Origin of the sequence: Pseudomonas sp. 18.1.10 (assembly GCF_024655625.1) — a bacterium.
Classification (GTDB): domain Bacteria; phylum Pseudomonadota; class Gammaproteobacteria; order Pseudomonadales; family Pseudomonadaceae; genus Aquipseudomonas.
In genome coordinates this window covers 1-26,750 of the sequence record NZ_JANLGL010000076.1, presented here as the reverse complement: position 1 = coordinate 26,750, position 26,750 = coordinate 1, and the positions used below count along the sequence as shown (strand labels likewise).

General features: G+C 60.4%; 25 protein-coding genes. 11 read left to right on the top strand and 14 right to left on the bottom strand.

Features of this window, described 5'->3' with window-relative positions:
* Positions 1-80 precede the first annotated feature (80 nt).
* The 9 genes from msrQ to mrcB all read right to left on the bottom strand — a co-directional run bounded on the left by msrQ (position 81) and on the right by mrcB (position 9,899).
* Positions 81-701 (bottom strand): protein-methionine-sulfoxide reductase heme-binding subunit MsrQ, encoded by a 621-nt coding sequence (gene msrQ, locus NUV89_RS15080; RefSeq protein ID WP_257781936.1) that lies wholly within the window; start codon positions 699-701, stop codon positions 81-83.
* On the bottom strand, positions 701-1,714 hold the full coding sequence (msrP, locus tag NUV89_RS15075; protein WP_257781935.1) for a protein-methionine-sulfoxide reductase catalytic subunit MsrP: 1,014 nt from the start codon (positions 1,712-1,714) through the stop codon (positions 701-703). Before msrP ends, msrQ begins: the two co-directional genes overlap by 1 nt.
* A gap of 63 nt (positions 1,715-1,777) precedes the next feature.
* Complete coding sequence (pssA, locus tag NUV89_RS15070) at positions 1,778-2,635, bottom strand: CDP-diacylglycerol--serine O-phosphatidyltransferase (RefSeq protein WP_124527730.1); 858 nt, start codon at positions 2,633-2,635, stop codon at positions 1,778-1,780.
* 145 nt (positions 2,636-2,780) lie between these two features.
* Positions 2,781-3,797 carry a ketol-acid reductoisomerase gene (gene ilvC / locus NUV89_RS15065; RefSeq protein ID WP_099584822.1) on the bottom strand — a complete coding sequence of 339 codons (1,017 nt, stop codon included), beginning with the start codon at positions 3,795-3,797 and terminating at the stop codon, positions 2,781-2,783.
* A 47-nt stretch (positions 3,798-3,844) separates the two neighbouring features.
* On the bottom strand, positions 3,845-4,336 hold the full coding sequence (gene ilvN / locus NUV89_RS15060; RefSeq protein WP_003176102.1) for an acetolactate synthase small subunit: 492 nt from the start codon (positions 4,334-4,336) through the stop codon (positions 3,845-3,847).
* Positions 4,337-4,338: 2 nt separating this feature from the next.
* Positions 4,339-6,063 carry an acetolactate synthase 3 large subunit gene (locus NUV89_RS15055; protein WP_207045604.1) on the bottom strand — a complete coding sequence of 575 codons (1,725 nt, stop codon included), beginning with the start codon at positions 6,061-6,063 and terminating at the stop codon, positions 4,339-4,341.
* 431 nt (positions 6,064-6,494) lie between these two features.
* A complete protein-coding gene (locus NUV89_RS15050; protein WP_257781934.1) occupies positions 6,495-6,824 on the bottom strand; it encodes a YqcC family protein in 330 nt (109 codons plus the stop codon).
* The gene (locus NUV89_RS15045; RefSeq protein WP_257781933.1) at positions 6,824-7,558 is read right to left on the bottom strand and encodes a M48 family metallopeptidase; all 735 of its coding nucleotides are present in this window, start codon (positions 7,556-7,558) and stop codon (positions 6,824-6,826) included. The genes NUV89_RS15050 and NUV89_RS15045 overlap by 1 nt, the downstream gene beginning before the upstream one ends.
* A 16-nt stretch (positions 7,559-7,574) precedes the next feature.
* Positions 7,575-9,899, bottom strand: a complete 2,325-nt coding sequence (gene mrcB, locus NUV89_RS15040; protein WP_026136436.1) for a penicillin-binding protein 1B — start codon at positions 9,897-9,899, stop codon at positions 7,575-7,577.
* Positions 9,900-10,017: 118 nt separating this feature from the next.
* Between mrcB and NUV89_RS15035 the strand changes: the two genes are divergently transcribed.
* The 3 genes from NUV89_RS15035 (at position 10,018) to NUV89_RS15025 (ending at position 12,486) form a co-directional block, all read left to right on the top strand.
* Positions 10,018-11,574, top strand: a complete 1,557-nt coding sequence (locus NUV89_RS15035; protein WP_257781932.1) for a bifunctional aminoglycoside phosphotransferase/ATP-binding protein — start codon at positions 10,018-10,020, stop codon at positions 11,572-11,574.
* A 93-nt stretch (positions 11,575-11,667) separates the two neighbouring features.
* The gene (locus tag NUV89_RS15030; protein ID WP_257781931.1) at positions 11,668-12,012 is read left to right on the top strand and encodes a pentapeptide repeat-containing protein; all 345 of its coding nucleotides are present in this window, start codon (positions 11,668-11,670) and stop codon (positions 12,010-12,012) included.
* Between the two features lie 201 nt (positions 12,013-12,213).
* The gene (locus NUV89_RS15025) at positions 12,214-12,486 is read left to right on the top strand and encodes a TfoX/Sxy family protein (protein ID WP_010562703.1); all 273 of its coding nucleotides are present in this window, start codon (positions 12,214-12,216) and stop codon (positions 12,484-12,486) included.
* 244 nt (positions 12,487-12,730) lie between these two features.
* On the opposite strand, the gene NUV89_RS15020 is transcribed toward NUV89_RS15025, so the two are convergent.
* From NUV89_RS15020 to NUV89_RS15010, 3 genes are read right to left on the bottom strand one after another with little or no spacing between them, the layout of a single operon-like run.
* Entirely contained in the window at positions 12,731-13,498 is a 768-nt protein-coding gene (locus NUV89_RS15020) for a heme ABC transporter ATP-binding protein (protein WP_257781930.1), read from the bottom strand.
* Positions 13,498-14,481: an iron ABC transporter permease gene (locus tag NUV89_RS15015; RefSeq protein ID WP_177414106.1), complete on the bottom strand. Its 984-nt coding sequence runs from the start codon at positions 14,479-14,481 to the stop codon at positions 13,498-13,500. Before NUV89_RS15015 ends, NUV89_RS15020 begins: the two co-directional genes overlap by 1 nt.
* Before the next feature lie 50 nt (positions 14,482-14,531).
* On the bottom strand, positions 14,532-15,410 hold the full coding sequence (locus NUV89_RS15010; RefSeq protein ID WP_257781929.1) for a hemin ABC transporter substrate-binding protein: 879 nt from the start codon (positions 15,408-15,410) through the stop codon (positions 14,532-14,534).
* 156 nt (positions 15,411-15,566) lie between these two features.
* Here NUV89_RS15010 and NUV89_RS15005 point away from each other — a divergent pair, with 156 nt between their 5' ends.
* Positions 15,567-15,884, top strand: a complete 318-nt coding sequence (locus tag NUV89_RS15005; RefSeq protein WP_257781928.1) for a Rieske (2Fe-2S) protein — start codon at positions 15,567-15,569, stop codon at positions 15,882-15,884.
* Here the strand turns inward: NUV89_RS15005 and sfsA are convergent.
* Together sfsA and NUV89_RS14995 are read right to left on the bottom strand one after the other, a co-directional pair.
* A complete protein-coding gene (sfsA, locus tag NUV89_RS15000; protein ID WP_257781927.1) occupies positions 15,881-16,591 on the bottom strand; it encodes a DNA/RNA nuclease SfsA in 711 nt (236 codons plus the stop codon). The genes NUV89_RS15005 and sfsA overlap by 4 nt on opposite strands.
* The gene (locus tag NUV89_RS14995; RefSeq protein WP_257781926.1) at positions 16,591-17,763 is read right to left on the bottom strand and encodes a pyridoxal phosphate-dependent aminotransferase; all 1,173 of its coding nucleotides are present in this window, start codon (positions 17,761-17,763) and stop codon (positions 16,591-16,593) included. Before NUV89_RS14995 ends, sfsA begins: the two co-directional genes overlap by 1 nt.
* Positions 17,764-18,075: 312 nt before the next feature.
* On the opposite strand from NUV89_RS14995, the gene dksA reads away from it, so the two are divergent.
* The 7 genes from dksA (at position 18,076) to folK (ending at position 26,685) form a co-directional block, all read left to right on the top strand.
* A complete protein-coding gene (gene dksA, locus NUV89_RS14990; RefSeq protein WP_017734143.1) occupies positions 18,076-18,510 on the top strand; it encodes an RNA polymerase-binding protein DksA in 435 nt (144 codons plus the stop codon).
* Between the two features lie 83 nt (positions 18,511-18,593).
* Positions 18,594-19,481: a tRNA glutamyl-Q(34) synthetase GluQRS gene (gene gluQRS, locus NUV89_RS14985; RefSeq protein WP_257781925.1), complete on the top strand. Its 888-nt coding sequence runs from the start codon at positions 18,594-18,596 to the stop codon at positions 19,479-19,481.
* A 62-nt stretch (positions 19,482-19,543) separates the two neighbouring features.
* Complete coding sequence (locus NUV89_RS14980) at positions 19,544-19,720, top strand: hypothetical protein (RefSeq protein ID WP_003176118.1); 177 nt, start codon at positions 19,544-19,546, stop codon at positions 19,718-19,720.
* Positions 19,704-22,658, top strand: a complete 2,955-nt coding sequence (locus NUV89_RS14975) for a sensor histidine kinase (RefSeq protein ID WP_257781924.1) — start codon at positions 19,704-19,706, stop codon at positions 22,656-22,658. The genes NUV89_RS14980 and NUV89_RS14975 overlap by 17 nt, the downstream gene beginning before the upstream one ends.
* Positions 22,659-22,680: 22 nt before the next feature.
* On the top strand, positions 22,681-24,111 hold the full coding sequence (locus tag NUV89_RS14970; protein WP_257781923.1) for a sigma-54 dependent transcriptional regulator: 1,431 nt from the start codon (positions 22,681-22,683) through the stop codon (positions 24,109-24,111).
* Between the two features lie 697 nt (positions 24,112-24,808).
* A complete protein-coding gene (locus tag NUV89_RS14965) occupies positions 24,809-26,197 on the top strand; it encodes a polynucleotide adenylyltransferase PcnB (protein ID WP_017734147.1) in 1,389 nt (462 codons plus the stop codon).
* 2 nt (positions 26,198-26,199) lie between these two features.
* Entirely contained in the window at positions 26,200-26,685 is a 486-nt protein-coding gene (gene folK / locus NUV89_RS14960) for a 2-amino-4-hydroxy-6-hydroxymethyldihydropteridine diphosphokinase (RefSeq protein WP_257781922.1), read from the top strand.
* Positions 26,686-26,750 lie beyond the last annotated feature (65 nt).

Below are 26,750 nucleotides of genomic sequence, written 5' to 3'. Positions count from 1 at the left end.
TTTACCAAGGAGTTTTCCGTTTCGACTGCGCCGGAAGTGGGGCGAATTATAGACATCTGAAATCTGCCGTCAACCGTTAATTACGCTTTTGTTGCAGAAGGTGCCTTTCTAGCAATAAGACGTGGAATTCGGCGCATCACTGGCGGTATCCGCAAGATCAGAAGCAGCGCACCTATAGATGCATAGATCACCCACTCCTTCAGATCGGCCCGCACGATCCACAACATATGCAGCAAACCCAACCCAAGAATCAGGTAAACCAGGCGATGCAATTTCTTCCACCGACTGCCCAAACGTCGCTGGCTATAGCGATTTGAAGTCAGCGCCAACACCAGAAGCGACAAGAAGCCCAACGCCCCCACAATAATGTAAGGCCGCTTGCTCAGTTCCACCCCCAACTGCGACCAATCGAGCCCAAGGACAAATACGCAATAAGCCGCCAAATGCAGCACTACATAAGCAAAGCACCACAACCCCAACTGCCGGCGCACAGCTATCCACCCCGCCCAACCGCTGAGCTTCTGCAGCGGCGTCATTCCAAGGGTGATAAGTAAAAGGATCAACGTCCCGAGACCAAGCCGATCCACCAGCACTTTGCCCGGATCAGGCCCGAGAACAGAGCTCCACGCTTCGTATAGCCAGAATAGCGGCCACACTGCTGCCGCGATAAACACGCCGAGACGCCAGATCGGATAGCGCATCAGTAGTTCTTCCGCAAATCCAGGCCGCTATAAAGAGAGGCAACCTCATCCGAGTAGCCATTGAACATCTGCGTCTCACGCACATTGGGACTGAACAGACCGCTCGGCAGGCGACGCTCCCGCGCCTGGGTCCATCGCGGATGATCAACCGTGGGGTTCACATTTGCGTAGAACCCATATTCATCCGCCGCAATACTCTGCCAGGTGGTTTTTGGCTGCTCACTGACCAGGCTGATGCGCACGATGGACTTCACGCTTTTAAAACCGTACTTCCACGGCACCACTAAACGCAACGGAGCCCCATTCTGGTTAGGCAACTCACGCCCGTACATGCCAACGGCAAGAATCGCCAAAGGGTTCATCGCCTCATCCAGCCGCAACCCTTCTATATAAGGCCAGTCGATCAGACCAAAGCTGGAACGCTGACCCGGCATGCTCTTCGGATCCTGGAGCGTTTCAAACCGAATGTACTTGGCCTTGGAGGTCGGCTCGACTTGCTTGAGCAAAGCCGAAATGGGGAAGCCGATCCAGGGAACGACCATCGACCACGCCTCAACACAGCGCAAACGGTAGATCCGCTCTTCCAACTGATAAGGCTTCATGAAGTCTTCCAGGGCATAGCGTCCCGGCTTTGCGACCTCACCATCAATCACAACACTCCAGGGCTCGGTCTTGAGGGAGCCCGCATTCGTTGCCGGGTCACCTTTGCCGGTGCCGAACTCATAGAAGTTGTTGTAGTGGGTTGCATCCTTGAAGGGCGTTATGGCTTCGTCTTTTACCGTCACCGCCTGCCATTGGGCGCCAGGCAGTTTCTCGGCAAACCAATTCGGCGCCTTGCCCGGCTCGACATCGGCGTAACGCGAGGCATCAGCAGCACTGGCCCAGCGCGGCAAGCTGCTAGCAGCAATGCCGGCGAGCGCACCACCGAGCAAGCTACGGCGAGAGAAATAAAGGGACTCAGGCGTGACATCCGATTCGTGGCAATCGGAAGCTTTTGGCAATTTGATTAACATGGCAACTCCGCAGCATTGGAGAACTGATGCACCAATAGACTGCGGAGTATGGGGGAAATTACATTAAGGCAATGTTTTGTCCCGACGCAGGTGCAGCAAGTACTGAACCGGACCCGACGCGGCATAGACCAGGAACGCCAGCAGCAGGATTCGCGGCGGATCACTGAAGACCACGGCGAACACCAGCACAACGGCCAGGATTGCCACAAAAGGCACGCGCCCCTTGAGATCCAGCTCCTTGAAGCTGTTGTACTTGATATTGCTGACCATCAGCATGCCAGCCGCCGCAACCATCAAGGCCACCAGGAACGACATCTTCGAACCCTGGATGCCGTAGTCACTGAACGCCCAGACGATACCCGCTACCACACCCGCTGCAGCAGGGCTGGCCAGACCGATGAAATAACGCTTGTCGGCAGTGCCCACCTGGGTATTGAAGCGTGCCAGGCGCAAAGCAGCCCCCGCAACATAGATAAAGGCGACCATCCAGCCGACCTTGCCCATATCACCCAGCGCCCAGGCAAACGCCAGCAACGCAGGCGCAACACCAAAGGCAACCATGTCCGACAACGAGTCGTACTCGGCACCGAAGGCACTTTGAGTATTGGTCATGCGCGCCACACGCCCATCCAGGCCGTCGAGCACCATGGCCACGAAGATTGCGATGGCCGCAAAACCGAAGTATTTGCTGGCACTGACTGCATCGCCCGCCGCCAGCGCACTTTGAGCGCTCATGGAGTTGATGATGGAATAGAAACCGGCAAACAGGTTCGCCGTGGTGAACAGGTTGGGCAGCAGATAGATGCCACGATGCCGGACCTTGCGGCCTTCCGCGTCATGCCCTTCTTCGACATGCTCATCGATCGGTAGCAGGCTTTCGGCGTCAGAAGCCTGGTTTGGCTCTTCGGGACGTTCGCTCATGGACTTTACCTTGCAACGGTGTGAAAAAAATTCGACTGATACTTGCGGCGAGTGTTCGCCCGCAAACGATGCAGCTTTATACCAGAACCTGCTCCCCAAACGAAAAAACGCGGCCTAAGCCGCGTTTTCCCTTGATGCGTACGACTTAGTTCTTGGCTTTGTCGACGATCTTGTTGGCACCGATCCACGGCATCATGGAGCGCAGTTGCTCGCCGATGACTTCGATACCGTGAGCGGCGTTGTTACGACGCTTGGCGGTCATCGAAGGGTAGCCGGTAGCGCCTTCGGTGATGAACATTTTGGCGTATTCGCCGTCCTGAATACGTTTCAGGGCGTTGCGCATGGCCTGACGGGACTCGGCGTTGATCACTTCCGGGCCAGTCACGTACTCGCCGTATTCGGCGTTGTTGGAGATCGAGTAGTTCATGTTGGCGATACCGCCTTCGTACATGAGGTCAACGATCAGCTTCAGTTCGTGCAGGCATTCGAAGTAGGCCATTTCCGGCGCGTAGCCAGCTTCAACCAGGGTTTCGAAGCCAGCTTTCACCAGTTCAACGGTACCGCCGCACAGAACGGCTTGTTCGCCGAACAGGTCGGTTTCAGTCTCGTCCTTGAAGGTGGTTTCGATGATGCCGGTACGACCGCCACCCACGCCAGCAGCGTAGGACAGCGCAACGTTCTTGGCATTGCCCGAAGCGTCCTGGTAGATCGCGATCAGGTCAGGGATACCGCCGCCTTTGACGAACTCGGAACGCACGGTGTGACCCGGTGCTTTCGGCGCGATCATGATTACGTCGAGATCAGCGCGCGGTACAACCTGGTTGTAGTGGATCGCGAAGCCGTGGGAGAAGGCCAGGGTGGCGCCCTTCTTGATGTTTGGCTCGATTTCGTTCTTGTACAGCGCGGACTGGAACTCGTCCGGGGTCAGGATCATGACCAGGTCGGCAGCCGCAACAGCGGAAGCAACGTCAGTCACTTTCAGGCCGTGGGCTTCAGCCTTGGCAACGGTGGCCGAGCCTTTACGCAGGCCAACGGTCACGTCAACGCCGGAGTCTTTCAGGTTGCACGCTTGAGCGTGGCCCTGGGAGCCGTAGCCGATGATGGCGACTTTTTTGCCCTGGATGATCGACAGGTCACAATCTTTTTCGTAATAAACTTTCATGAGGTTCCTCTATATATCCAGGCCGTAAGGCCATTCACTAATTTGGGTTAGATGCTGAGTACTTTGTCGCCACGGGCAATCCCGGTGACACCACTGCGTACCGTTTCCAGAATCGAGGCCGTCCCGATCGACTGGATGAAGCTGTCCAGCTTGTCGCTCGTACCGGTCAACTGAACGGTATAAACACTGGCGCTCACATCGACGATCTGCCCGCGATAAATATCGGTAGTGCGCTTGATCTCGGCACGTTGAGCACCCGTGGCCTTGACTTTAACCAGCATCAGCTCGCGCTCGATGTGGGCACTTTCCGACAGGTCGACCAGCTTGACCACTTCGATCAGCTTGTTGAGGTTCTTGGTGATCTGCTCGATCACCTCATCGTGGCCCACGGTGGTCAACGTCAGGCGCGACAGGGTCGGGTCTTCGGTCGGGGCCACGGTCAGGCTTTCGATGTTGTAGTTGCGTTGCGAAAACAGACCGACAACACGAGACAGAGCGCCGGGTTCGTTCTCCAGAAGCAGGGAGATAATATGCCGCATGATTAAGTACGCTCCGTCTTGTTCAGCCACATGTCGCGCATAGAGCCGTCTTTGATCTGCATCGGGTAGACGTGCTCACTGGTATCGACCTTGATATCGATGAACACCAGGCGGTCCTTCATGGCGAACGCCTCTTCCATCTTCGGCTTCAGATCTTTCAGATCGGTGATGCGAATGCCGACGTGGCCATAGGCTTCAACCAATTTGACGAAATCTGGCAGCGACTCCATGTAGGAGTGGGAGTGACGGCTGTTGTAGCTCATGTCCTGCCACTGGCGAACCATGCCCAGTACGCCGTTGTTCAGGCAGACGATCTTCACCGGAAGCCCGTACTGCAAGCAGGTCGACAATTCCTGGATGTTCATCTGGATGCTGCCTTCACCGGTCACGCATGCAACGTCGGTGTCGGGGAAGCTCAGCTTCACACCCATGGCCGCCGGGAAACCAAAGCCCATCGTGCCCAGGCCACCGGAGTTGATCCAGCGGTTAGGTTTGTCGAATTTGTAGTACTGCGCGGCGAACATCTGGTGCTGGCCCACGTCGGAGGTCACAAAGGCGTCGCCCTTGGTCACTTCGCACAGGGTCTCGATCACGGTTTGCGGCTTGATGACGCTGCCGTCGCCCTTGTCGTAAGGGAACAGCCCGCGGTCACCGCGCCATTCGTCGATCTGCTTCCACCAGCTGGCAACGGATTCCTTGTTCGGCGTTTCGCCGATGTCCTTCAGCGCAGCAACCATTTCGGTCAGCACGCTTTCCACAGGACCTACGATCGGCACGTCGGCCTTGATGGTCTTGGAGATGGACGCCGGGTCGATGTCGATGTGGATGATCTTGGCATTCGGGCAGAACTTGCTCGGGCCGTTAATCACGCGGTCATCGAACCGCGCACCCACCGCCAGGATCACGTCAGCGTGGTGCATGGTCAGGTTGGCGGTGTAGCTGCCGTGCATACCCAGCATGCCGACGAACTGACGGTCGGTGCCCGGGAATGCGCCAAGGCCCATCAGGGTGTTGGTCACCGGGAGGTTGAGCAACTTGGCCAGTTCGGTCAGCGGTGCGGAACCGCCGCCCAGAATCACGCCACCACCCGAGTACAGCACAGGGCGCTTGGCCGCCAGGAGCATTTCTGCTGCCTTGCGGATTTGCCCCGAGTGCCCACGAACGGCCGGGCTGTAGGAACGCAGCTTGGCTTTCTTCGGGAAGACGTATTCGAATTTTTCCGCCGGGTTGGTCATGTCCTTAGGGATATCGACCACCACAGGGCCCGGGCGACCGGACTGTGCGAGGTAGAACGCCTTTTTCATGACTTCCGGGATTTCCGAGGCATGCTTAATCATGAAGCTGTGTTTCACGATCGGCCGGGAGATACCGATCATGTCGGTTTCCTGGAATGCGTCGGTACCCACCATGGTGCTTGGCACCTGGCCGGAAATGATCACCATCGGGATGGAGTCCATATACGCAGTCGCGATGCCAGTAATGGCATTGGTTGCGCCTGGGCCGGACGTTACCAGTACCACACCGGCTTTACCGGTGGCACGGGCATAACCGTCAGCCATATGGGTCGCGGCCTGTTCGTGACGAACCAGGATGTGATTAACAGCCGGTTCCTTGAACAGCGCGTCGTAGACATGCAGCAGAGCACCACCTGGGTACCCGTAGATATAGTCGACGCCTTCGTCACGCAAAAAGCGGACGAGCATCTCACCACCAGATAAAAGCTCCACGTTGTTCACCTCTAAAACGCCAGAATACCGTCCGTTGAAAACCGACGGGTCTTAATAGGTTTACTTCTCAACAGAGCATGAGCGACGGTGGTCGCCGACTACGTCAGCACTGACTGAGCAAGTATTGGGATCGTCCCAAGTGTTGCGGGCTTTTCCCACCCAGCGCGAGGTAACGCGTTGCGGGTGTAACAGGTCGGCGCGGGTGTGCGCCTCATGATCTGCTGAGCGGGCCTGCTTCTGGCAGTCCCGATACAGCGGACTTTGGATTCTTCTGTTTCAGGCCGTTCAAGTCAAGCAATAATTGCGCTTTTTTCCAACTAAGCGCATGAGAACGTAGAAGAAAGGGCTTTGAGGAGGGATAAAACTCGCCTGAATGTCGTCAAGCGGTAGAAATGTGCGCAAGACTGCCGGAAAACCCGGCAGTCAGGCAATTAACGAGCGTCGACGATCAATTGGTCGAACTTTTTCAGCGCGTTACGCAAGCCAAGGCTCTCTCGCGGACGGTCGGCGTAGACCATTTCCGCCATCTCCAGGATGCCCGACGCATTCGGCAACGGCAGATCCTGCTCAAGGATCAGCTTCATGCGCGCCAGGAAGATCCATTGCAGCCACTGGTGAAAGTCCAGGGTATCGACCGAAAAGGGCTCGACGCTGCTAAGCGCCTCCACGCTGGGGGACACTTCGTCCCACCAGCCCTGCACGCGCAATTCGCGTTCAATCAGCAGCAATTGCTCGGCAATCGCAGGAAAGCGCACATCCATCAGTAGGTAACCTTGCCTTTTTGCCGTGCCTGGGCGGCACCGGCGGCATCGCCTTGGGCGGCACGCGCATCACCGATCAGTGCCCACAGGTTGGCTTGCAGGTCGGGACGACCGTTGGCCAGCGTCAGGCCGCGACGGGCGAACTGTTCGGCTTGCGGCGCATCACCCTGGGCCATGCGCACCTGGGCCAGGCGATACAACACTTGCGGCTCGCGAGGAGCCACGCGCTGGGCTCGTTCCAGGCTCGACGACGCGCCATTGAGATCGCCACCCGCCTGCTGTTGCTGGGCAGTGGTCAGCAGCGCCAATACCGGACCATCCAGTTGCTCGTCAGCCGACAGGCCACCGGAATTGGACGACGACGGAATGCCGCTTGGCGTCGATGGCATGGTGTAGGTGCCCTGGTTGATCGGCGCCGTTTGAATCGGCGTGGCATCGATCGGACCGGACGTACTTGGCCCTGGAGTCCACGGCTCGGCGCTGATTGGCGCGGCAGTAGCAGCGCCAGCACCGGGTACCATCACCACGACGCCCGAATCCTGCGGCACCGCCTGGGGACGGGCTTGGGCAGGACGATTCGTCACGGTCTGGCGGAAGCCGCCAGTGGCCGAGATACGGTCGCTGTTGGACACCGCAGTGCTCGAATCCACCACAGGAATGGAGCCGCGCTGCACGCTGGAGCAACCACCGAGCAAAGCCAGAGTTGTAATAGCTGGAAACAACCACTTGTTCACGTGAAACCCTCTTTGCTTAATTCATCCAGCCCTTGACCCAATCCATCACCGAATCCGCGTCAGCAGGGGCACTGCCACCGCACGCGGCGCCGGGTGGTGGCTCGCTGCCGCGAATATACGGCATCTGTACCGCGCCCGGACAGTTGGCATCGGAGCCCTGCCCCGTGTGCGGATCAATCCAGGCCTGCACGATATTGTCCGGCTGCGGCATGTTCAGCGGCAGCGGGTCGGCCTTGCGCATGAAACTGGTCCAGACCTGCAGCGCACCGGTCGCGCCGGTGAACGGGGTCTTGCCGTTGTCATCACGGCCCATCCACACCACCGCCAGCACATCCTGGCCGAAACCGGCGAACCAGCTGTCGCGCGAATCGTTACTGGTACCGGTCTTGCCTGCCAACGTCAGGTTCGACGGCAGCACCTTATAGACCGAGGCACCGGTACCTTCACGCATCACGCGCTGCATGGCGTTCTGGATCAGGTAGATAGAGCCCGCATCGAAACGTTGCTGAATCTGGAACGGATAACGCTTGAGCGGTTCACCTTCGGCGGTCAGTACGCTACGAATCCCACGCATCGGGGTATTGAAACCACCGTTGGCCAGGGTCTGGTACATGGTCGCGACTTCCATCGGCGTCATCGCACCGGCACCCAGCAGGATCGACGGGAAAGCCGGGAATTCACGGGTGATGCCCAGGCGAGCGAGGGTTTTCAACACATTCGGCACGCCCACTTCCAGCCCGAGACGCGAAGTGGAAATGTTGTAGGAATGCGCCAGCCCCTGATACAGGAACACCGTACCGTGGGAGCGACGGTCGAAGTTCTGCGGTGTCCACACCTGGCCATCGCCACCTTTGACCGACAGCGGGTCATCCGACAGCCAACTGGTCAGGGTGTATTTGCTCGGTTTTTCCAACGCCGTCAGGTAGACCGCCGGCTTGACCAGCGAGCCAATCGGCCGCACCGCGTCCAGTGCACGGTTGAAACCGGCAAAACTGGCCTGGCGGCTGCCGACCATCGCCTGGACCTCACCGGTCTCCGGGTTGGTCACGACCATGGCCGCTTCAACCTCATCGGCGCCTTTACGGCCGGTCATGCGCTTGAAGGTGTCGTTGACCGACGCTTCGGCTTTCATCTGCAGGATCGGATCGAAACTGGTGAAGATCCGCAGACCTTCTTCGGTCAAGTCTTCGTCGCGGTAGTCTTCACGCAGTTGGCGCTTGACCAGGTCGATAAAGCCCGGGAACGAACTGTCGGCCAGCTTGCCGCGCGTGGTCACGCCCAACGGCATCTTCTTCGCCGCCGCCACTTGTTCAGCGGTGGCAACGCCCTGCTGTTCCAGTACATCCAGCACCAGGTTGCGGCGCTCCAGCGCACGCTCCGGGTTGCGCCGCGGGTTGTAGTAGGACGGGCCCTTGACCATGCCGACCAGCAATGCGACCTGGTGCAACTTGAGTTCGGACAGCGGCTGGCCAAAGAAGAACTGGCTGGCCAAGCCGAAACCATGCACCGCGCGCTGGCCGTCCTGGCCGACGAAGACCTCATTGAGGTACGCCTCGAGGATCTCCTGCTTGCTGTAGTGCAGCTCCAGCAGCATCGCCATCATGGCTTCGGTGAGCTTGCGGGTCAGGCTGCGCTCGTTGGTCAGATAGAAGTTCTTGACCAATTGTTGCGTCAGCGTACTGCCGCCCTGGGTCATCTTGCCGCCGGAGGTGTTCACCCAGACTGCGCGGGCAATCGACTTCGGCGAGACGCCCCAGTGGCTGTAGAAATCGCGGTCTTCCACGGCGACCAAGGTTTCGAGCAGGTAAGGCGGCACCTGATCGAGCTTAATCAGGATGCGATCTTCAAGGTTCTTCGGGTAAATACCGCCGATCATCAGCGGTTCCAGGCGCACCACCGGCAGCTTCGAGCCGTTGAGGGACGCCAGTTCGGCCACGTAGTCGCCAGAGAAGCGCACGCGCACCGGCTGGGCTTTTTCCAGGCCTTCATAGAACTGGAAGCCACGGGTGTTCAGATCGACGGTATTGCCGCTGACCGCCGCCGCACCCGGACCATTGCTCACGGGTTCGCGGCGATAGCCCAGCGCATCGAGCTCGGTGAGGAAGTCATCCTTGCTCAGCTTCTGGCCGGTGAACAACTCCAGCGGGCGTGCATACACCTTGGCCGGAATGGTCCAGCGCTTGCCGGAGAACTTCTCCTGCACCACGGCGTCGAGGTACACCGCAAAGCCGGCAAGCACCACAAGGCCCACCAGGCTGAGCTTGAGCGCCCAGCCCAGCCACGGGCGCAGGCCGCGGGAAGGAGGTTTTTTACGGGAACGGGGAGATCGGGTTCGAGTCATGGCGGCGGATTATACGCACTTTATTGATGTTCAACATGAGCCGGACAGCGGTTTGCATGGCAGGCGCCAGCAGCCATAATGCCCGCCATGATTTCCCCCAGTCTTTGAAGGATCGCCCGTGAGCCAGTCCCTGATCGCAGCCCTGCAAAACCCGGCTTTGTACCCTCACCCGGTTGAAAGTTTCCAAGTCATCGAGACTCATATTTCCTGGGTCGTGCTCACCGGCCCTTACGCCTATAAACTGAAGAAACCGATGAACTTCGGCTTCCTGGACTTCACGTCCCTGGAAGATCGCGGCCACTTCTGCCGGGAAGAGCTGCGTCTCAACGCGCGCCTGACCGAAGATTTGTACCTTGAAGTATTGCCGATCACCGGTACTGCCGACGCCCCGCAACTGGGCGGCGAAGGCCCGGCCATCGAGTACGCGCTGAAAATGCGCCAGTTCCCGCAAAGCCAGTTGCTCAGCACCCTGCAAGCCAACGGCGAACTGACCGCCGCGCACATCGACGAGATGGCCAAGCAGATCGCGCATTTCCACCTTACCGCGCCTAAAGTCCCGCAAGACCACCCGGCCGGCACCCCGGATGAGCTCATGGCACCGGTGCGCCAGAACTTCGACCAGATCCGCCCGTTCCTCAGCGACAAGGCGGACCTGACTCAACTGGACGCCCTGCAAGCCTGGGCCGAAAGCAGCTTCGAGCGCCTCAAGCCGCTGTTTGCCCAGCGCAAGCTGGAGGGTTTCACCCGTGAATGCCACGGTGACATCCACCTGGGGAACGCCACACTGATCGATGGCCAGGTCGTGATCTTTGACTGCATCGAGTTCAATGAACCCTTCCGTTTCACCGACGTTTACGCCGATACCGGCTTCCTGGCGATGGACCTGGAAGACCGTGGCCTCAAATCCCTGGCACGCCGTTTCATCAGCCAGTACCTGGAGCTGACGGGCGACTACCAAGGCCTGGAAGTGCTGAACTTCTATAAAGCCTACCGCGCCCTGGTACGCGCCAAGATCGCGCTGTTCAGCATGCCGGGCGACGCGACCCCAGTGCAACGTGCCACCAGCCTGCGCCAGTACCGCAACTACGCCAACCTGGCGGAAAGCTACAGCACCATCCCGTCGCGCTTCCTGGCGATCACCCACGGTGTTTCTGCGGTGGGTAAAAGCCAGGTGTCCATGCGCCTGGTCGAAGCGCTCGGCGCCGTACGCCTGCGCTCGGATGTGGAGCGCAAGCGCCTGTTCGGCGAGCAACAGGTCGAAAACACGCCACAGGCCGGCATCTATGCGGCCGACGCCAGCGCCGCGACTTACGCGCGCTTGAATGAACTCGCTGCAACCGTGCTGCGGGCCGGCTTCCCAGTCGTGCTGGATGCCACCTTCCTGAAGCGCACCCAACGCGAAGCCGCCGCCAAGGTTGCCGAAGCCACCGGCGCGCCCTTCCTGATCCTGGATTGCAACGCGCCACGGGCCGTTATCGAGAGCTGGTTGGCACAGCGTCAGGCGGATAAAAACGATCCTTCCGACGCCACATTGGCCGTTATCGACGAACAGCAGGCCAATCGTGACCCGCTGACCGCCGAGGAACTGCTCCTGAGCAAACGCGTCGAGACCAATGAAAGCGGGACGTTGGATGCCTTGGTGGCGCACATCCGCCAGCGCCTGCCAGGCCTGTAAGAAATAATTCTTGGCCGTGTCACCCGTTTTGGGCGCACGGCCAAGCGATAGTGGCACTATAATGGCGTCATAAATCCAACAGGAGTCGTCATCATGAGTCAGCCCAAGCTTCTTGATACCCCGCTCTATTCGCTCCTGCATAAAGACGATATCCGCGGCTTCAACCAGGAGCGTCCGAAGGACGGCACCATCGATATGCGCGGTGGCGACTTCCGCGGGCTGGACCTGCGTGACCTGAACGCCACGGGCGTGGACTTCACTGACGCCTACTTCCGCTCCGCCGACTTGCGCGGCCTGGATTTGCGCGACTGTTCGCTGGAGGGCGCCAGCCTGGCCCATGCACAAATCTCGGGCACCTACTTCCCGCCTGAACTGACCGCCGATGAGATCCTCATGTCAGTCAATTTCGGTACGCGCCTGCGCTACCGCACCAAGTAACTTCTTGCATGAAAATCCCGGAGCGCACCCGCGCACCGGCGTTTTCGCCTGCCCATCCCAAAAATCCCCACATCATTCTTATAAGCTTTTAGGCCGCTTCCGGCCAAAGAACCACGCTTTTCCTACTGAGCGCTACACTCCTGTTCAGGCTTGCCTGGTCACGATACCCACCGAACCATTCGGCCGTCGCAAGGAGGCTTGATGAACGATGAGCTGCAACACCTGAAAAACCTCGGCAAGACGTCAGCACAGTGGCTGCATGCGGTGGGCATCCACAGTGCGTCCGACCTGCGCCGCCTGGGCGCGGTCGATGCCTACCGAGCGGTACGGACTCGCGGGTTCCGCGCGTCGAAAGTCCTGCTGTATGCAATCGAAGGGGCATTGATGGATGTTCACTGGAACGATATTCCAGCCGAGCGCAAGGAGGCGTTGAACCGTCAATTGGACGCTATTTCAGCGCGGCAAAAGAATTAGATCGCTGGCCAAGCCCAGTATTTACAGGAGTTCCGAACGGGCGTTTGAGAAAAGCCGAGATGAGTGCAAAAACAAATGTTGACTCTCAAATGAGAATCGTTATGATTATCACAACTGGTCGCGAGATCAGCCGATAACTGAAAGACCATTGGTTCGGACTCTCAGATTATCTCCTCATCAGGCTAATCACGGTTATTTGACCCGGCTCTTGCCGGGTCTTTTTTTGCCTGTGAAAAAGCAGATATCAGCGCGCGATAATCAGCGGGTGCCCGCGCTCTGGGTGGGGTTGCACCAACACATCCAGACCAAATACCGCTTTCAGCGGCTCCGGGCGCATCACCTGTGCCGGCGTATCCAGGGCATGGGGCCGGCCGTCTTCCAGCAACAGAATTCGATCGCAGTAACGCGCCGCCAGGTTCAGGTCATGCAGGATCACCAACACGGCCGCACCGCGATCCGCAAAGGTGCGAATGGCCTGCAAGGTGGTGTGCTGATGCAACGGGTCCAGCATCGACGTCGGCTCATCCAGCAACAATGTCTGCCCCGCCTCGCCCGGCCATAACTGCGCCAACACCCGCGCCAGGTGCACGCGCTGACGCTCGCCGCCAGACAAGGCGAGATAGCTGCGCCCGCTCAAATGCCCGACATCTGCCGCTTGCAACGCCGCCTCGATGATTTCGTCATCACGCACCCGCCCGCTCTGATGGGGCAAGCGGCCCATGCCGACGACTTCTTCCACGCGAAAGGCAAAATCCAGGGTCGAGGTTTGCGGCAACACCGCCAAACGTTGCGCACGCTGCGCACCACTCCACTCACTCAACGGCCGCTGATCCAGCCATACGCCGCCCTGATCCGGCTGCAGCTCACCACACAACGCCCCAAGCAACGTGCTTTTGCCCGCACCATTGGGGCCCAGCACACCCAGCACTTCGCCCGGCAACAATTGCACGGTGACATCCGCCAGCACGGTTTTGCGTCCGCGCCGGACCTGCAAGTCTTCCACACGCAGCATCAGGCACGCCCCCGCAACAACAGGTAAAGAAAAAATGGCGCGCCGATGAACGCAGTGACAATGCCGATGGGCAATTCCGCTGGCGCCAGGGCCAGGCGTGCTACCAGGTCGGCAAACAACAGCAAACTCGCCCCCGCCAGTACCGAAGCCGGCAGCAGCACGCGATGATCCGGCCCCGCCAGCAAGCGCACCAGATGCGGCACCACCAAGCCGACAAACCCGATCATCCCCGCCGCCGCCACCGCCGCGCCCACACCCAGGGCCGTGCAGAACACCAGTTCGCGCTTGAGCCGCTCAACGTCAATCCCGAGATGGCTGGCCTCCGACTCGCCCAGCAGCAGCGCATTCAACGCCTTGGCCCGGCGCGGCAACCACAGTGCGACGCCGGCGCTCACCAGCAACAACGGCCACAGCCGCGAATAGCTGGCGCCATTGAGGCTGCCCAGGTTCCAGAAGGTCAAGGTGCGCAAGGTGGCGTCATCCGCCAGGTAGGTAAATAAACCCACAGCCGAACTGGCCAGCGCTGTCAGGGCAATACCGGCCAGCAGCATTGTTGCGACGTTGGTCTGGCCATTGCGCCGACCCAAGCGATAAACCAACGCTGTGACACCCAACCCACCGAGAAACGCACACAACGACAACAGGTACGGGCCGAACGCATCCGGCAAGCCGCCAAAAAACGTTCCACCGACAATCGCGATAGCTGCCCCCAGCGCCGCGCCGCTGGACACGCCGACCAACCCCGGATCCGCCAGCGGGTTGCGAAACAAGCCCTGCATCGCCACACCCGACAACGCCAGCACGCCACCCACCGCCAAGCCGAGCAACGTACGCGGCAAACGAATCTGCCCCAGGATCAGCTCCGCCTGCTCCAGCCCTTGGCCGTCGATGGGCATGCCCATCAGGCGCAATGCCGCCTTGAGCGTATCCAGCAACGGCAGACTGACCGGGCCCAAGGCCAAGGAGAGCCAGATCGCCAACACACACAACAGCGCCAGCCCGACAAACAGTGCCTTGGGTTTAACAGGAGTGGTCATGGAGCAGGCTTGGCCTGGAGCGGATAAAACCCGGCGGACAGTTGCACCAGGCTGTGCGGCAAGCGCGGCCCGAGCCCACCGACCAGTAGTGTCGGGTCCAACTCAAACACCCGCCCACTCTTGGCTGCCGGTGTTGCTGCCAGAATCGGGTTCTCTTTAAACAAGGCTGCCCGCGCCGCATCACCGCTCAGGGCGCGATCAGAAAACACCAGCACATCAGGGCTCAAGCCCGCCAGCGACTCTACGGAAAATGGCTTGTAACCACTGTGGGTCGCCAAGTTGCGGCCGCCCGCTTGTTGCAGCACCCAATCTGCCGCCGTGTCTTTACCGGCGATCAGTGGCTTGCCGCCTGCGTGACCGAGCAACAGCAATACATTTGGGGCTTTCTGCGTGGCTTGCGCCTCTGTCACCCAGCTTTTCTGCTGGTCCAGGGCCTGCTCATACCCGGCAAACAATTCACGGGCCTTGGCCTCATCCCCCAGCAGCTTGCCCAAGTGCTGGAGATTGCCTTGCAGCGTCGGCAAATCCGGCTGCGCCGAAAACATTTCCACCTGCACACCGGCGCTGCGGATCTGTGCCAATACCGGTGGCGGGCCCATTTCCTCGGTGCCCACCAGGATCTGCGGACGCAGGCTCAAGATGCCCTCAGCCGACAGCTGCCGCTGATAACCAATGCTCGGCAAGGCCTTGAGTGACGCCGGATGCTGGCTGGTGGTATCCACCCCCACCAGCTTCGACTCACCGCCCAGGGCCGTCACCCACTCCGAAAGCGCCCCACCGGCACTGACCCAGCGTTGCGGCAGTTCAGAGGCTTGCGCCCCGTGGTTGACCAGCAGTCCGACAACAAGCGCAATAGCGCTGGTACTCAGGCGCATAACAGGGTTTCCTTCCAGAGGCGGGGCCGTACGAGCACTCAACGATGTGACAGATAATCCCTGCCGGGCATCGTACTGAGCGCCCAGTCAGCTAACGGGCGAAGCCGGCATTTGATAATTGTTTGCATTTGAACGTCAAGGCACTTAAGGATTGAAATGAAGTTTCTCTGCCCCTCCGACACCCTCGCGCCCGACAGCAGCCGTGGTTTTGAAATCGATGGTTGCAAATTGTTGGCGGTGCGCCGTGACGGCGTTGCCTACTTCTATATCAACCGCTGCCCCCATCGCGGCATCCCGCTGGAATGGCAGACCGACCAGTTCCTCGACACCAGCGCCAGCCTGATCCAGTGCGCCACCCACGGTGCGTTGTTCCTGATCGAAAGCGGCGAGTGCATCTCCGGCCCTTGCGCCGGCCAAAGCCTCACCGCCCTGCCCGGCCGTGAAGACGCACAGGGCCTGTGGGTGGAACTCTAGTCGAACAGCACCTCAAGGCGCCGATCCACGCACACTTCCTCGGCCGTCACCCGCACGCCGTACGCCAACACCTCGACGCCGGCGGCCTTGGCTTCACGCAATGCAGCGGCGTAAGCCGGATCGATCTCCACCGCCGGGCGCACCGCCTCGATCCCCGACAGGTTGACGCAATACAGCTGCACCGCCCGCACACCGTCGCGTGCCAGGTGCGCCAACTCGCGCAAATGCTTGGCGCCGCGCTGCGTCACCGCATCGGGGAAAGCCGCAACTGGGGAGCCATCAAACCCCAGGGTGACACTTTTGACTTCGACGTACGCCGTACCGTCGGGGTAGTCCAGGCGAAAGTCGATGCGACTGTTCTCCTGGCCGTAAGGCACTTCGCGCTTCAAGGCGGTAAAGCCGTTGAGCTCGCGAATCACCCCGGCGTGCAACGCCTCCTCGATCAACTGATTGGCGCGTGCGGTGTTCACGCAGGCCAGGCGTCCTTGAGGTGTCTCGGCGATTTCCCAGGTGCCGGGCAACTTGCGCTTGGGGTCATTGGAACGACTGAACCAGACCTGCCCACCTTCCACCATGCAATTAAGCATCGAGCCGGTGTTGGGGCAGTGAATGGTGAGCAACTCGCCGGTAACGGTTTCGATATCGGTGAGAAAACGCTTGTAACGGCGAATCAGCCGACCTTCTTCGAGGGGAGGATTAAAGCGCATCAGCCTTGCCAGCTCTGCAAGCCACGGGCGATGCGGTCCACCGCTTCCTGTAGCCGATCGAGGTTCTGCGTGTAGGCAAAGCGCACGTGGTGGCCGGCCTGATAACGGCCGAAATCCAGCCCGGGCGTAAACGCTACATGTTCGGTTTCGAGGAAGTGCCGGCAGAACGCGAAGGCATCACCGCCAAACGCGCGGATATCGGCATACAAATAGAACGCCCCCTCCGGCTCGACGGCAATGCCGAACCCCAGCTCACGCAAGGCTGGCAGCAGGAAGTCGCGACGGCGGCCGAACTCGGCGCGGCGCTCCTCCAGGATGCTCAGGGTCTGCGGAGTGAAGCAAGCCAGCGCCGCATACTGGGCCATGCTCGGCGCGCTGATGTAGAGGTTCTGCGCGAGCTTCTCCAGCTCACCGACCGCTTCTGGCGGTGCCACCAGCCAACCCAGGCGCCAGCCGGTCATGCCGAAATACTTCGAAAAACTATTCAGGACGAAGGCATCGTCGTCCACTTCCAGCACGCTCGCAGCATCGGTGCCGTAAGTGAGGCCGTGGTAGATCTCATCCACCACCAGATGACCGTTGCGCGCCTTGATGGCGCTCGACAGCCCGGCCAATTCATCCCGCGTAAGGATCGTCCCCGTCGGGTTGGCCGGCGAGGCGACCAGCGCGCCGACACTGTTCGCGTCCCAGTGTTTGGCCACCAGGTCAGCGGTCAATTGATAGCGCACTTCCGGGCCCACCGGCACCAGTTGCGCCGCGCCTTCCACCAGGCGCAGGAAGTGCCGGTTGCACGGGTAACCGGGGTCCGCCAGCAGCCAGTGCTTGCCGGGGTCCACCAGCAAGCTGCTGGCCAACAGCAAGGCGCCGGAGCCGCCGGGGGTAATCAGGATGCGTTCCGGGTCCACGTTCAAGCCGTAGCGTTGCTGGTAGAAACCGCTGATGGCTTCGCGCAACTCCGGCAGGCCACGGGCGGCGGTGTAACGGGTCTTGCCGTTGGCCAGTGCAGCCTGGCCGGCCTGGATAATCGGCTCGGCGGTGGTGAAATCCGGCTCGCCGATTTCCAGGTGAATCACATCGTGCCCGGCGGCCTGAAGCTCATTGGCCCGCGCCAGCAACGCCATGACATGAAAAGGTTCGATGGCGCGACTGCGCGCACTGTAGGGCTGAGCCATTAGCCTTCCTTAACGGTGAGTACAAAGCGTCGATTCTACCCAACCCCGCGCGTAACGCCCGCTCTATTGCCATAGATCCCGCGCCGAGCGGTTCGGGCAAGCGCCGCCAAAGCGACTAAAATCAACATTCGAGGCTGCCGTCTCCCCTCTTGCAGCCGTTCGCAACCCGTACAGGGCGGGGCCTCGACAACCGGGAGTGGCGCACCCCGAATCTATCTGGTAAGTTCGCCCGCTTGCAGCCGCAGGGCCGGCAGGTGTCGGTGATGTTGCAATCCTGCGCAATGGATTAGAAGAGTGAGAGGCGGTCCATTCATGCCCACCCAAGCAAAGCAACAGAACATCAGCGGTTTCCAACCCTACGTAGAATCGAAGGGTGAGGAATACATGGGCAAGCCCATGCGCGAACACTTCTCCAAAATCCTGAAGCAGTGGAAGCAGGACTTGATGCAGGAAGTCGACCGCACGGTTGACCACATGAAGGACGAAGCCGCCAACTTCCCGGACCCGGCAGACCGTGCCAGCCAGGAAGAGGAATTCGCCCTTGAACTGCGCGCCCGTGATCGTGAGCGCAAGCTAATCAAGAAAATCGACAAGACCCTGCAACTGATCGAAGACGAAGAATACGGCTGGTGCGAATCCTGCGGCGTCGAAATCGGTATCCGTCGCCTGGAAGCCCGCCCAACCGCGGACCTCTGCGTAGACTGCAAGACCTTGGCTGAAATCAAGGAAAAACAGGTCGGCAAGTAATCCTTGCGAGCTGAACGAATGGGGCGTGCAAACGCCCCATTTTTGTTTCTGGCGTTTGCCGATTTTCCAGTAGTATCCGGCCCATGACAGCCTCTACCTATATCGGGCGTTTCGCCCCCACGCCCAGCGGCCATTTGCACTTTGGCTCCCTGGTCGCCGCCCTCGCCTCCTACCTTGATGCCCGCGCCAACGGCGGCCGCTGGCTGATGCGCATGGAAGACCTCGACCCACCCCGTGAAGAGCCCGGCGCCCAGGCGGCGATTCTGCACGCCCTGGAAAGCTACGGCTTTGAGTGGGACGGTGAACTGGTCCGACAAAGCGAGCGGCACGACGCCTACGCCAAAGTGCTGAACGACATGTTCAACCACGGCCTGGCCTACGCCTGTACCTGCTCGCGCAAGCAGTTGGAGCCCTACAACGGCATCTACCCGGGCCTGTGCCGCAACGCCGGGCACGAGCAGCAAGACGCCGCTATCCGCCTACGCGTGCCTGAGCTTGAGTACCACTTTACTGACCGCGTACAGGGCGAATTCCGACAACACCTGGGCCGCGATGTCGGCGACTTCATCATCCGTCGCCGCGATGGCCTCTACGCCTATCAGCTGGCCGTGGTCCTCGATGATGCCTGGCAAGGTGTCACCGATATCGTGCGCGGCGCCGACCTGCTGGACTCCACGCCGCGCCAGCTGTACCTGCAAGAACTGCTGGGCCTGCGCCAGCCGCGCTACCTGCACGTCCCGTTGATCGTCCAGCCAGACGGCAACAAGCTCGGCAAGTCCTACCGCTCGCCGCCGTTGACGCCTGACCAGGCCACGCCGTTGCTGCTAAGGGCCTTGCGCGCCCTCGGCCAGCAACCCGGCGCCGAGTTGCTGCACGCCAGCCCACGGGAGCTGCTGGATTGGGGCATCCAGCACTGGGATGCCACACTCATCCCGCGCACACTCACCCTGGCCGAAGCGCAATTGAACTGAAGGCGCTTGCAGCTTGCCAAGCATCCGTTACCATCGCCGCACGTTTTTACACAGAGGCCAACATGTACATCTATCGATTGGTCCTGCTGTTGGTCGTCGGGATCTACCTGTTTTCCCCCGCCATCATGGATTGGTGGATCGACGCCACGGGCGCCTGGTATCGCCCGTATCTGCTGTGGCTGATCCTGATCGTCGTGACTTTCATCCTGCAGAGCCAAAAAGATGCCGATGAGCTTTAGCCTCACCCAGATGCTGCTGGTCAGCGCCGCCTACCTGGCCGCGCTGTTCGGGGTGGCCTGGATCAGTGAGCGCGGAATGATTCCGCGGGCGATCATTCGCCATCCGTTGACCTACACCTTGTCCCTCGGCGTCTACGCCAGTGCCTGGGCGTTTTACGGCACGGTGGGCCTGGCCTATCAGTACGGCTATGGCTTTCTGTCCAGCTACCTCGGCGTGTCCGGCGCATTCCTGCTGGCACCGGTGTTGCTGTACCCGATCCTGAAAATCACCCGCACCTATCAGCTGTCGTCCCTGGCCGACCTGTTTGCCTTCCGCTTTCGCAGCACCTGGGCCGGCGCGCTGACCACCATTTTCATGTTGATCGGCGTGTTGCCGCTGCTGGCCCTGCAAATCCAGGCGGTGGCCGATTCCATCAGCATCCTCACCCGTGAACCGGTGCAACATCGCGTCGCCCTGGCCTTTTGTGCGCTCATCACCCTGTTCACGATCTTCTTCGGCTCGCGCCACATTGCTACCCGCGAGAAACACGAAGGCCTGGTGTTTGCGATTGCCTTCGAGTCGGTAATCAAGTTGATCGCCATCGGCGGCGTTGGCCTGTATGCGCTCTACGGCGTGTTCGATGGCCCGCAACAGTTGGAGCTGTGGCTGCTGCAAAACCAGACCGCCCTCGCCGCCTTGCACACGCCGTTGCAGGAAGGGCCGTGGCGCACGCTGTTGCTGGTGTTCTTCGCCTCGGCGATCGTGATGCCGCACATGTACCACATGACCTTCACCGAGAACCTCAACCCGCGCTCGCTGGTCAGCGCCAGCTGGGGCTTGCCGCTGTTCCTGCTGCTGATGAGCCTGGCGGTGCCGCTGATCCTGTGGGCGGGCCTGAAACTGGGGGCCACCACCAACCCCGAATACTTCACCCTCGGCATCGGCATTGCAGCCAACAGCCCGGCCTTGGCGATGCTGGCGTATGTCGGCGGCTTGTCGGCGGCCAGCGGGCTAATCATTGTCACCACGCTGGCGCTGTCGGGCATGGCGCTTAATCACCTGGTATTGCCGCTGTATCAGCCACCGGCTGAAGGCAATATCTACCGCTGGCTGAAGTGGACGCGCCGCGCGCTGATCGTCGCGATCATCATGGCGGGCTATGGTTTCTACCTGCTGCTGGGCGCCGGGCAGGACCTGGCCAACCTGGGCATCGTCGCGTTTGTTGCCACCTTGCAGTTCCTCCCTGGGGTGTTGTCGGTGCTGTACTGGCCGACCGCCAATCGCCGCGGTTTTATCGCCGGTTTGCTGGCGGGCATTCTGGTGTGGGTCGTGACCATGCTGCTGCCGCTGGTCGGCAATCTGCAGGGCTTCTACATCCCGCTGCTGAACATGATCTACGTGCTCGACGACACCAGCTGGCACATGGCGGCGATTGCGTCTCTGGCCGCCAACGTCCTGATGTTCACCCTGATCTCGCTGTTCACCAACGCCAGCCCGGAAGAAACCAGCGCCGCCGAAGCCTGCGCCGTAGACAACGTACGCCGCCCGCAACGCCGTGAGCTGCATGCGGCGTCGCCCCAGGAATTCGCCACGCAGCTGGCGAAACCCTTGGGCGCCAAGGCGGCGCAAAAAGAGGTCGAGCAGGCGCTGCGCGATCTCTACCTGCCGTTCGACGAACGCCGCCCGTATGCCCTGCGCCGCCTGCGTGATCGGATCGAGGCCAACCTCTCCGGTTTGATGGGGCCGAGTGTGTCCCAGGACATGGTGGAAACGTTCCTGCCCTACAAGGCCGGCGGCGAAAACTACGTCACCGAAGACATCCATTTCATCGAGAGCCGGCTGGAGGATTACCACTCGCGCCTCACCGGCCTAGCGGCCGAACTCGATGCCCTGCGCCGCTACCATCGCCAGACCTTGCAGGAACTGCCGATGGGCGTCTGCTCCCTGGCCAAGGATCAAGAGATCCTGATGTGGAACAAGGCCATGGAAGAACTCACCGGCATCGCCGCGCAGCGCGTGGTCGGCTCGCGCCTGAACACCCTGGGTGACCCGTGGAAAGAACTGTTGCAAGGTTTTATCAACCTGCCCGACGAACACTTGCACAAGCAGCATCTGGCCCTCGACGGCCAGACCCGCTGGTTGAACCTGCACAAAGCCGCCATCGACGAGCCCTTGGCACCAGGTAACAGCGGCCTGGTGCTGCTGGTGGAAGACCTGACTGAAACCCAGATGCTCGAAGACAAGCTGGTGCACTCCGAGCGCCTGGCCAGCATTGGTCGCCTGGCAGCGGGCGTGGCCCATGAGATTGGCAATCCGATCACCGGTATCGCCTGCCTGGCGCAAAACCTGCGGGAAGAGCGCGAAGAGGACGGCGAGATCACCGAAATCAGCGGGCAGATCCTTGAGCAGACCAAACGTGTTTCGCGCATCGTCCAGTCGCTGATGAGCTTCGCCCACGCGGGCGCCCATCAGAACCAGGACGAAGCCGTGTGCCTGGCCGAAGTGGCGCAGGATGCAATTGGGCTGCTGGCCCTGAACCGGCGCAATTTCGAAGTACAGTTTTTCAATTTGTGCGATCCCGACCACTGGGTCGACGGCGACTCACAACGCCTGGCCCAAGTGCTTATCAACCTGCTGTCCAACTCCCGCGACGCAACCCCGCCGGGCGGTGCGGTACGCGTCAAGACCGAGGCTTTCGAGCACACGGTGGACCTGATCGTCGAGGACGAAGGCAGCGGCATTCCACAGAACATCATGGACCGATTGTTCGAACCCTTCTTCACCACCAAGGACCCCGGTGAAGGTACCGGTCTGGGCCTTGCACTGGTCTATTCCATCGTTGAAGAGCATTATGGACAAATCACCATCGACAGCCCGGCTGACACCGAAAGCCAACGCGGCACCCGTATCCGGGTGACCTTGCCGCGTCATGTCGAAGCGACGTCCGCTGTGAACTGAGACCGTCGAGAGAATTGAATCAATGCCGCACATTTTGATCGTCGAAGACGAAACCATTATCCGCTCTGCCTTGCGTCGCCTGCTTGAACGTAATCAGTACCAGGTCAGCGAAGCTGGCTCGGTGCAGGAAGCCCAGGAGCGTTTCAGCATTCCCACGTTCGACCTGATTGTCAGCGACCTGCGCCTGCCGGGCGCACCGGGTACCGAACTGATAAAGCTTGGCCAGGGCACGCCGGTGCTGATAATGACCAGCTACGCCAGCCTGCGTTCGGCGGTGGACTCCATGAAGATGGGCGCGGTGGACTACATCGCCAAGCCTTTCGACCATGACGAAATGCTTCAGGCCGTGGCCCGCATCCTGCGTGACCGTCAGTCGGCCAGCAGCGCGCCGGCCGAACAACGCCCGGCGGGCAAAGCCGCCGACAAGCCGGGTGTGGATAACAGCAACGGCGAGATCGGCATCATCGGCTCCTGCCCGCCGATGCAGGACCTGTACAGCAAGATCCGCAAGGTGGCGCCCACCGACTCCAATGTATTGATCCAGGGCGAGTCGGGCACCGGTAAAGAGCTGGTGGCCCGCGCCCTGCACAACCTGTCCAAGCGTGCCAAGGCGCCGATGATCTCGGTGAACTGTGCGGCCATTCCCGAATCCCTGATCGAGTCCGAACTGTTCGGCCACGAGAAAGGCGCGTTTACCGGCGCCAGCGCCGGGCGTGCGGGCCTGGTGGAAGCGGCGGACGGCGGCACCTTGTTCCTCGATGAAATCGGCGAGTTGCCACTGGAAGCCCAGGCGCGCTTGCTGCGGGTACTGCAAGAAGGCGAGATCCGCCGCGTGGGCTCGGTGCAATCGCAAAAGGTCGACGTGCGCCTGATCGCGGCCACTCACCGCGACCTCAAGAGCCTGGCCAAGATCGGCCAGTTCCGTGAAGACTTGTATTACCGCCTGCACGTGATTGCCCTCAAGCTGCCGGCCCTGCGCGAGCGTGGCGCCGACGTCAACGAGATCGCCAACGCGTTCCTGCTGCGCCAGAGCGCACGCATCAACCGCACCGACCTCAAGTTTGCCCCGGACGCCGAGCAGGCGATCCGGCATTACTCGTGGCCAGGTAACGTGCGGGAACTGGAGAATGCGGTCGAGCGCGCGGTGATCCTGTCGGAGAGCCCGGAGATTTCGGCCGAGCTGCTGGGCATCGACATCGAACTCAGCGACCTGGACGACGACGATTTCATCGGCCTGGCCCCGCAACAGGGCGGTGGTAGCAATACCAGCCACGATCCGACGGAAGATTTGTCACTGGAAGATTACTTCCAGCACTTCGTCCTTGAGCACCAGGACCACATGACCGAGACCGAACTGGCGCGCAAACTCGGGGTAAGCCGCAAATGCCTGTGGGAACGCCGCCAGCGCCTGGGCATCCCACGGCGCAAGACCGGGGTCGCCAGCGAAAGTTGAGGGGGTGCCCCCACAGGTAACACCCTCAGATGTGAAAAAACTGTTACCGCTGATTTTTCACGTAACAAAAGCCGGGGCTTACGGTAACGAAGCCCCGGCTTTTTTTCGCCTGCCAAAACCTCAAAACCACCTTTGACCCCCGGTTTTGCTGGGCGGCGCAAAAGTTGGCACGCACCCTGCTATATGCTTAGTACAAAAACAATAACAAGCTTTGTACAAGACAATAAAAATAAGACGAATCGACTCACGCATAACAAAAACAACACGGCGGAGGCGCAGCTAACTGATTCTTTTGGAGAGGCGTTGCATTTGGGGCTTGCCCCGCAACCAGGCCGAGAACAACAAAAACTGCCCTAAGGCAGAGCCTGAACTGGTTGGATCGTAGATCAGCAACACAGCGACCAAAGCAATCCGTTTGCTCTTGACTCCCGATTGGGAGTGTCATGAAGGTGAAGCTTCATGGCGAGGGCGATCAACAAAAACAAAAAGCCCGCAACCCATAATAAAAATAGAGCACGCAACTACTTCTGGGGGAGCTTCGGCTCCCCTTGTAGTTTCCGGCATTTGACGTTTAAAGGCTTATGGCGCAATGCCTGTAGCTTGTTCCTACACCATCCCCTGACTAAATGCTAGAATCCTCGCCCATCATGCGGTCATTCTTCGTTATGGCCGAACATTCCTTCAAACAGTGCATCCCATGCTGAAGAAGTTGTTCCAGTCATTCCGTTCTCCCTTGCGTCGTACGCAACACATTCGCAGCACGCCTGAGGTGCTTAACAGCAACCAGCATTCGTTGCAGCGCGCCCAGTTCAGCCGTTATGCGGTGAACATCGTCGAGCGCCTGCAGAACGCCGGTTACCAGGCCTACCTGGTAGGTGGTTGCGTGCGCGACATGCTGCTCAATATCACGCCCAAGGACTTCGACGTCGCCACCAGCGCCACGCCTGAACAAGTGCGCGCCGAGTTCCGCAATGCGCGCATCATCGGCCGTCGCTTCAAGCTCGTGCATATTCACTTCGGTCGCGAGATCATCGAAGTCGCGACCTTCCGCGCCAATCACCCGCAAAACGATGAAGAGGAAGACACCAACCAGTCTTCCCGCAACGAAAGCGGGCGCATCTTGCGCGACAACGTCTATGGCAGCCTGGAAGAAGACGCGCAACGCCGCGACTTCACCATCAACGCCCTCTATTACGACCCGGTCAGCGAGCGCATCCTCGATTACGCCAACGGCGTGCACGACATTCGCAACAACCTGATCCGCCTGATCGGCGACCCGACGCAGCGCTACCAGGAAGACCCGGTGCGCATGCTGCGTGCGGTGCGGTTCGCCGCCAAGCTGAACTTCGGCATCGAGAAGCACACCGCCGCACCGATCCGCGAACTGGCCCCCATGCTGCGGGAAATCCCCTCGGCGCGCCTGTTCGAAGAAGTGCTCAAGCTGTTCCTCTCGGGCTACGCCGCAGACACCTTCGAGATGCTGGTCGACCTGCAACTGTTCGATCCGTTGTTCCCGGCCAGCGCCGAAGCACTGGAACAGAACCCGACCTACACCCACACCCTGATAAGCGAAGCCCTGATCAACACCGACCTGCGCATTAAGCAGAACAAACCGGTGACCCCGGCGTTCCTGTTTGCCGCCCTGCTGTGGCCGGCCCTGCCCAAACGCGTGCTGCGCCTGCAAGAGCGTGGCATGCCACCGATCCCGGCCATGCAAGAAGCCGCGCACGAGCTGATCGCCGAACAGTGCCAGCGCATCGCCATTCCGAAACGTTTCACCATGCCGATCCGCGAGATCTGGGACATGCAGGAGCGCCTGCCACGCCGCAGCGGCAAACGCGCCGACCTGTTGCTGGACAACCCGCGCTTCCGTGCCGGCTACGACTTCCTGCTGTTGCGCGAAAGCGCCGGCGAGCAGACCGACGGCCTGGGCGAATGGTGGACCGATTACCAGGACGCCAATGACAGCGAACGCCGCGACATGATTCGCGACCTCGGCAGCAAAGGCGACGGCGAAGGCCCGAAAAAGCGTCGCCGCAGCGGCACCAAGCGCAAACGCAGCGCCGCCGACACCTCAGGCGAGTAAGCGTGGAACGCATCTACATCGGCATGGGCAGCAACCTCGCCGCCCCCGAGCAGCAATTGCGCAGCGCCGTCGAGGCGCTGGCGCTGTTGCCAGGCACTACGGTTGCCGGCGTGTCTACGTTTTATCAGAGTGATTCCCTGCTCCCGGGCCAACCGCGCTACACCAATGCGGTGGCCGCCCTCGACAGCGACCTTGCGCCGCTGCAACTGCTGGACGCGCTGCAAGCCATCGAAAACGACCAGGGCCGCGAACGCCTTGAGCGTTGGGGCCCGCGTACGCTGGACCTGGATATCCTGCTGTTTGGCGATCGCCTGATCGACGAGCAACGGCTGAAGGTGCCGCATTATCAGATGCATTTGCGGGCGTTTGTGCTCTATCCGCTGGCCGAGTTGATGCCCGAAAACTTCCAGTTGCCTGACGGCCAACGCCTCAGCGACTTGCTGGCAGCTTGCCCGTTTGTCGGCCTGGAACGTCTGACTCAAGACTGACTCGGTCACTGTGGGAGCTGGCTTGCCTGCGATAGCGGTGGGTCAGCTACACAGACTTGGCTGAC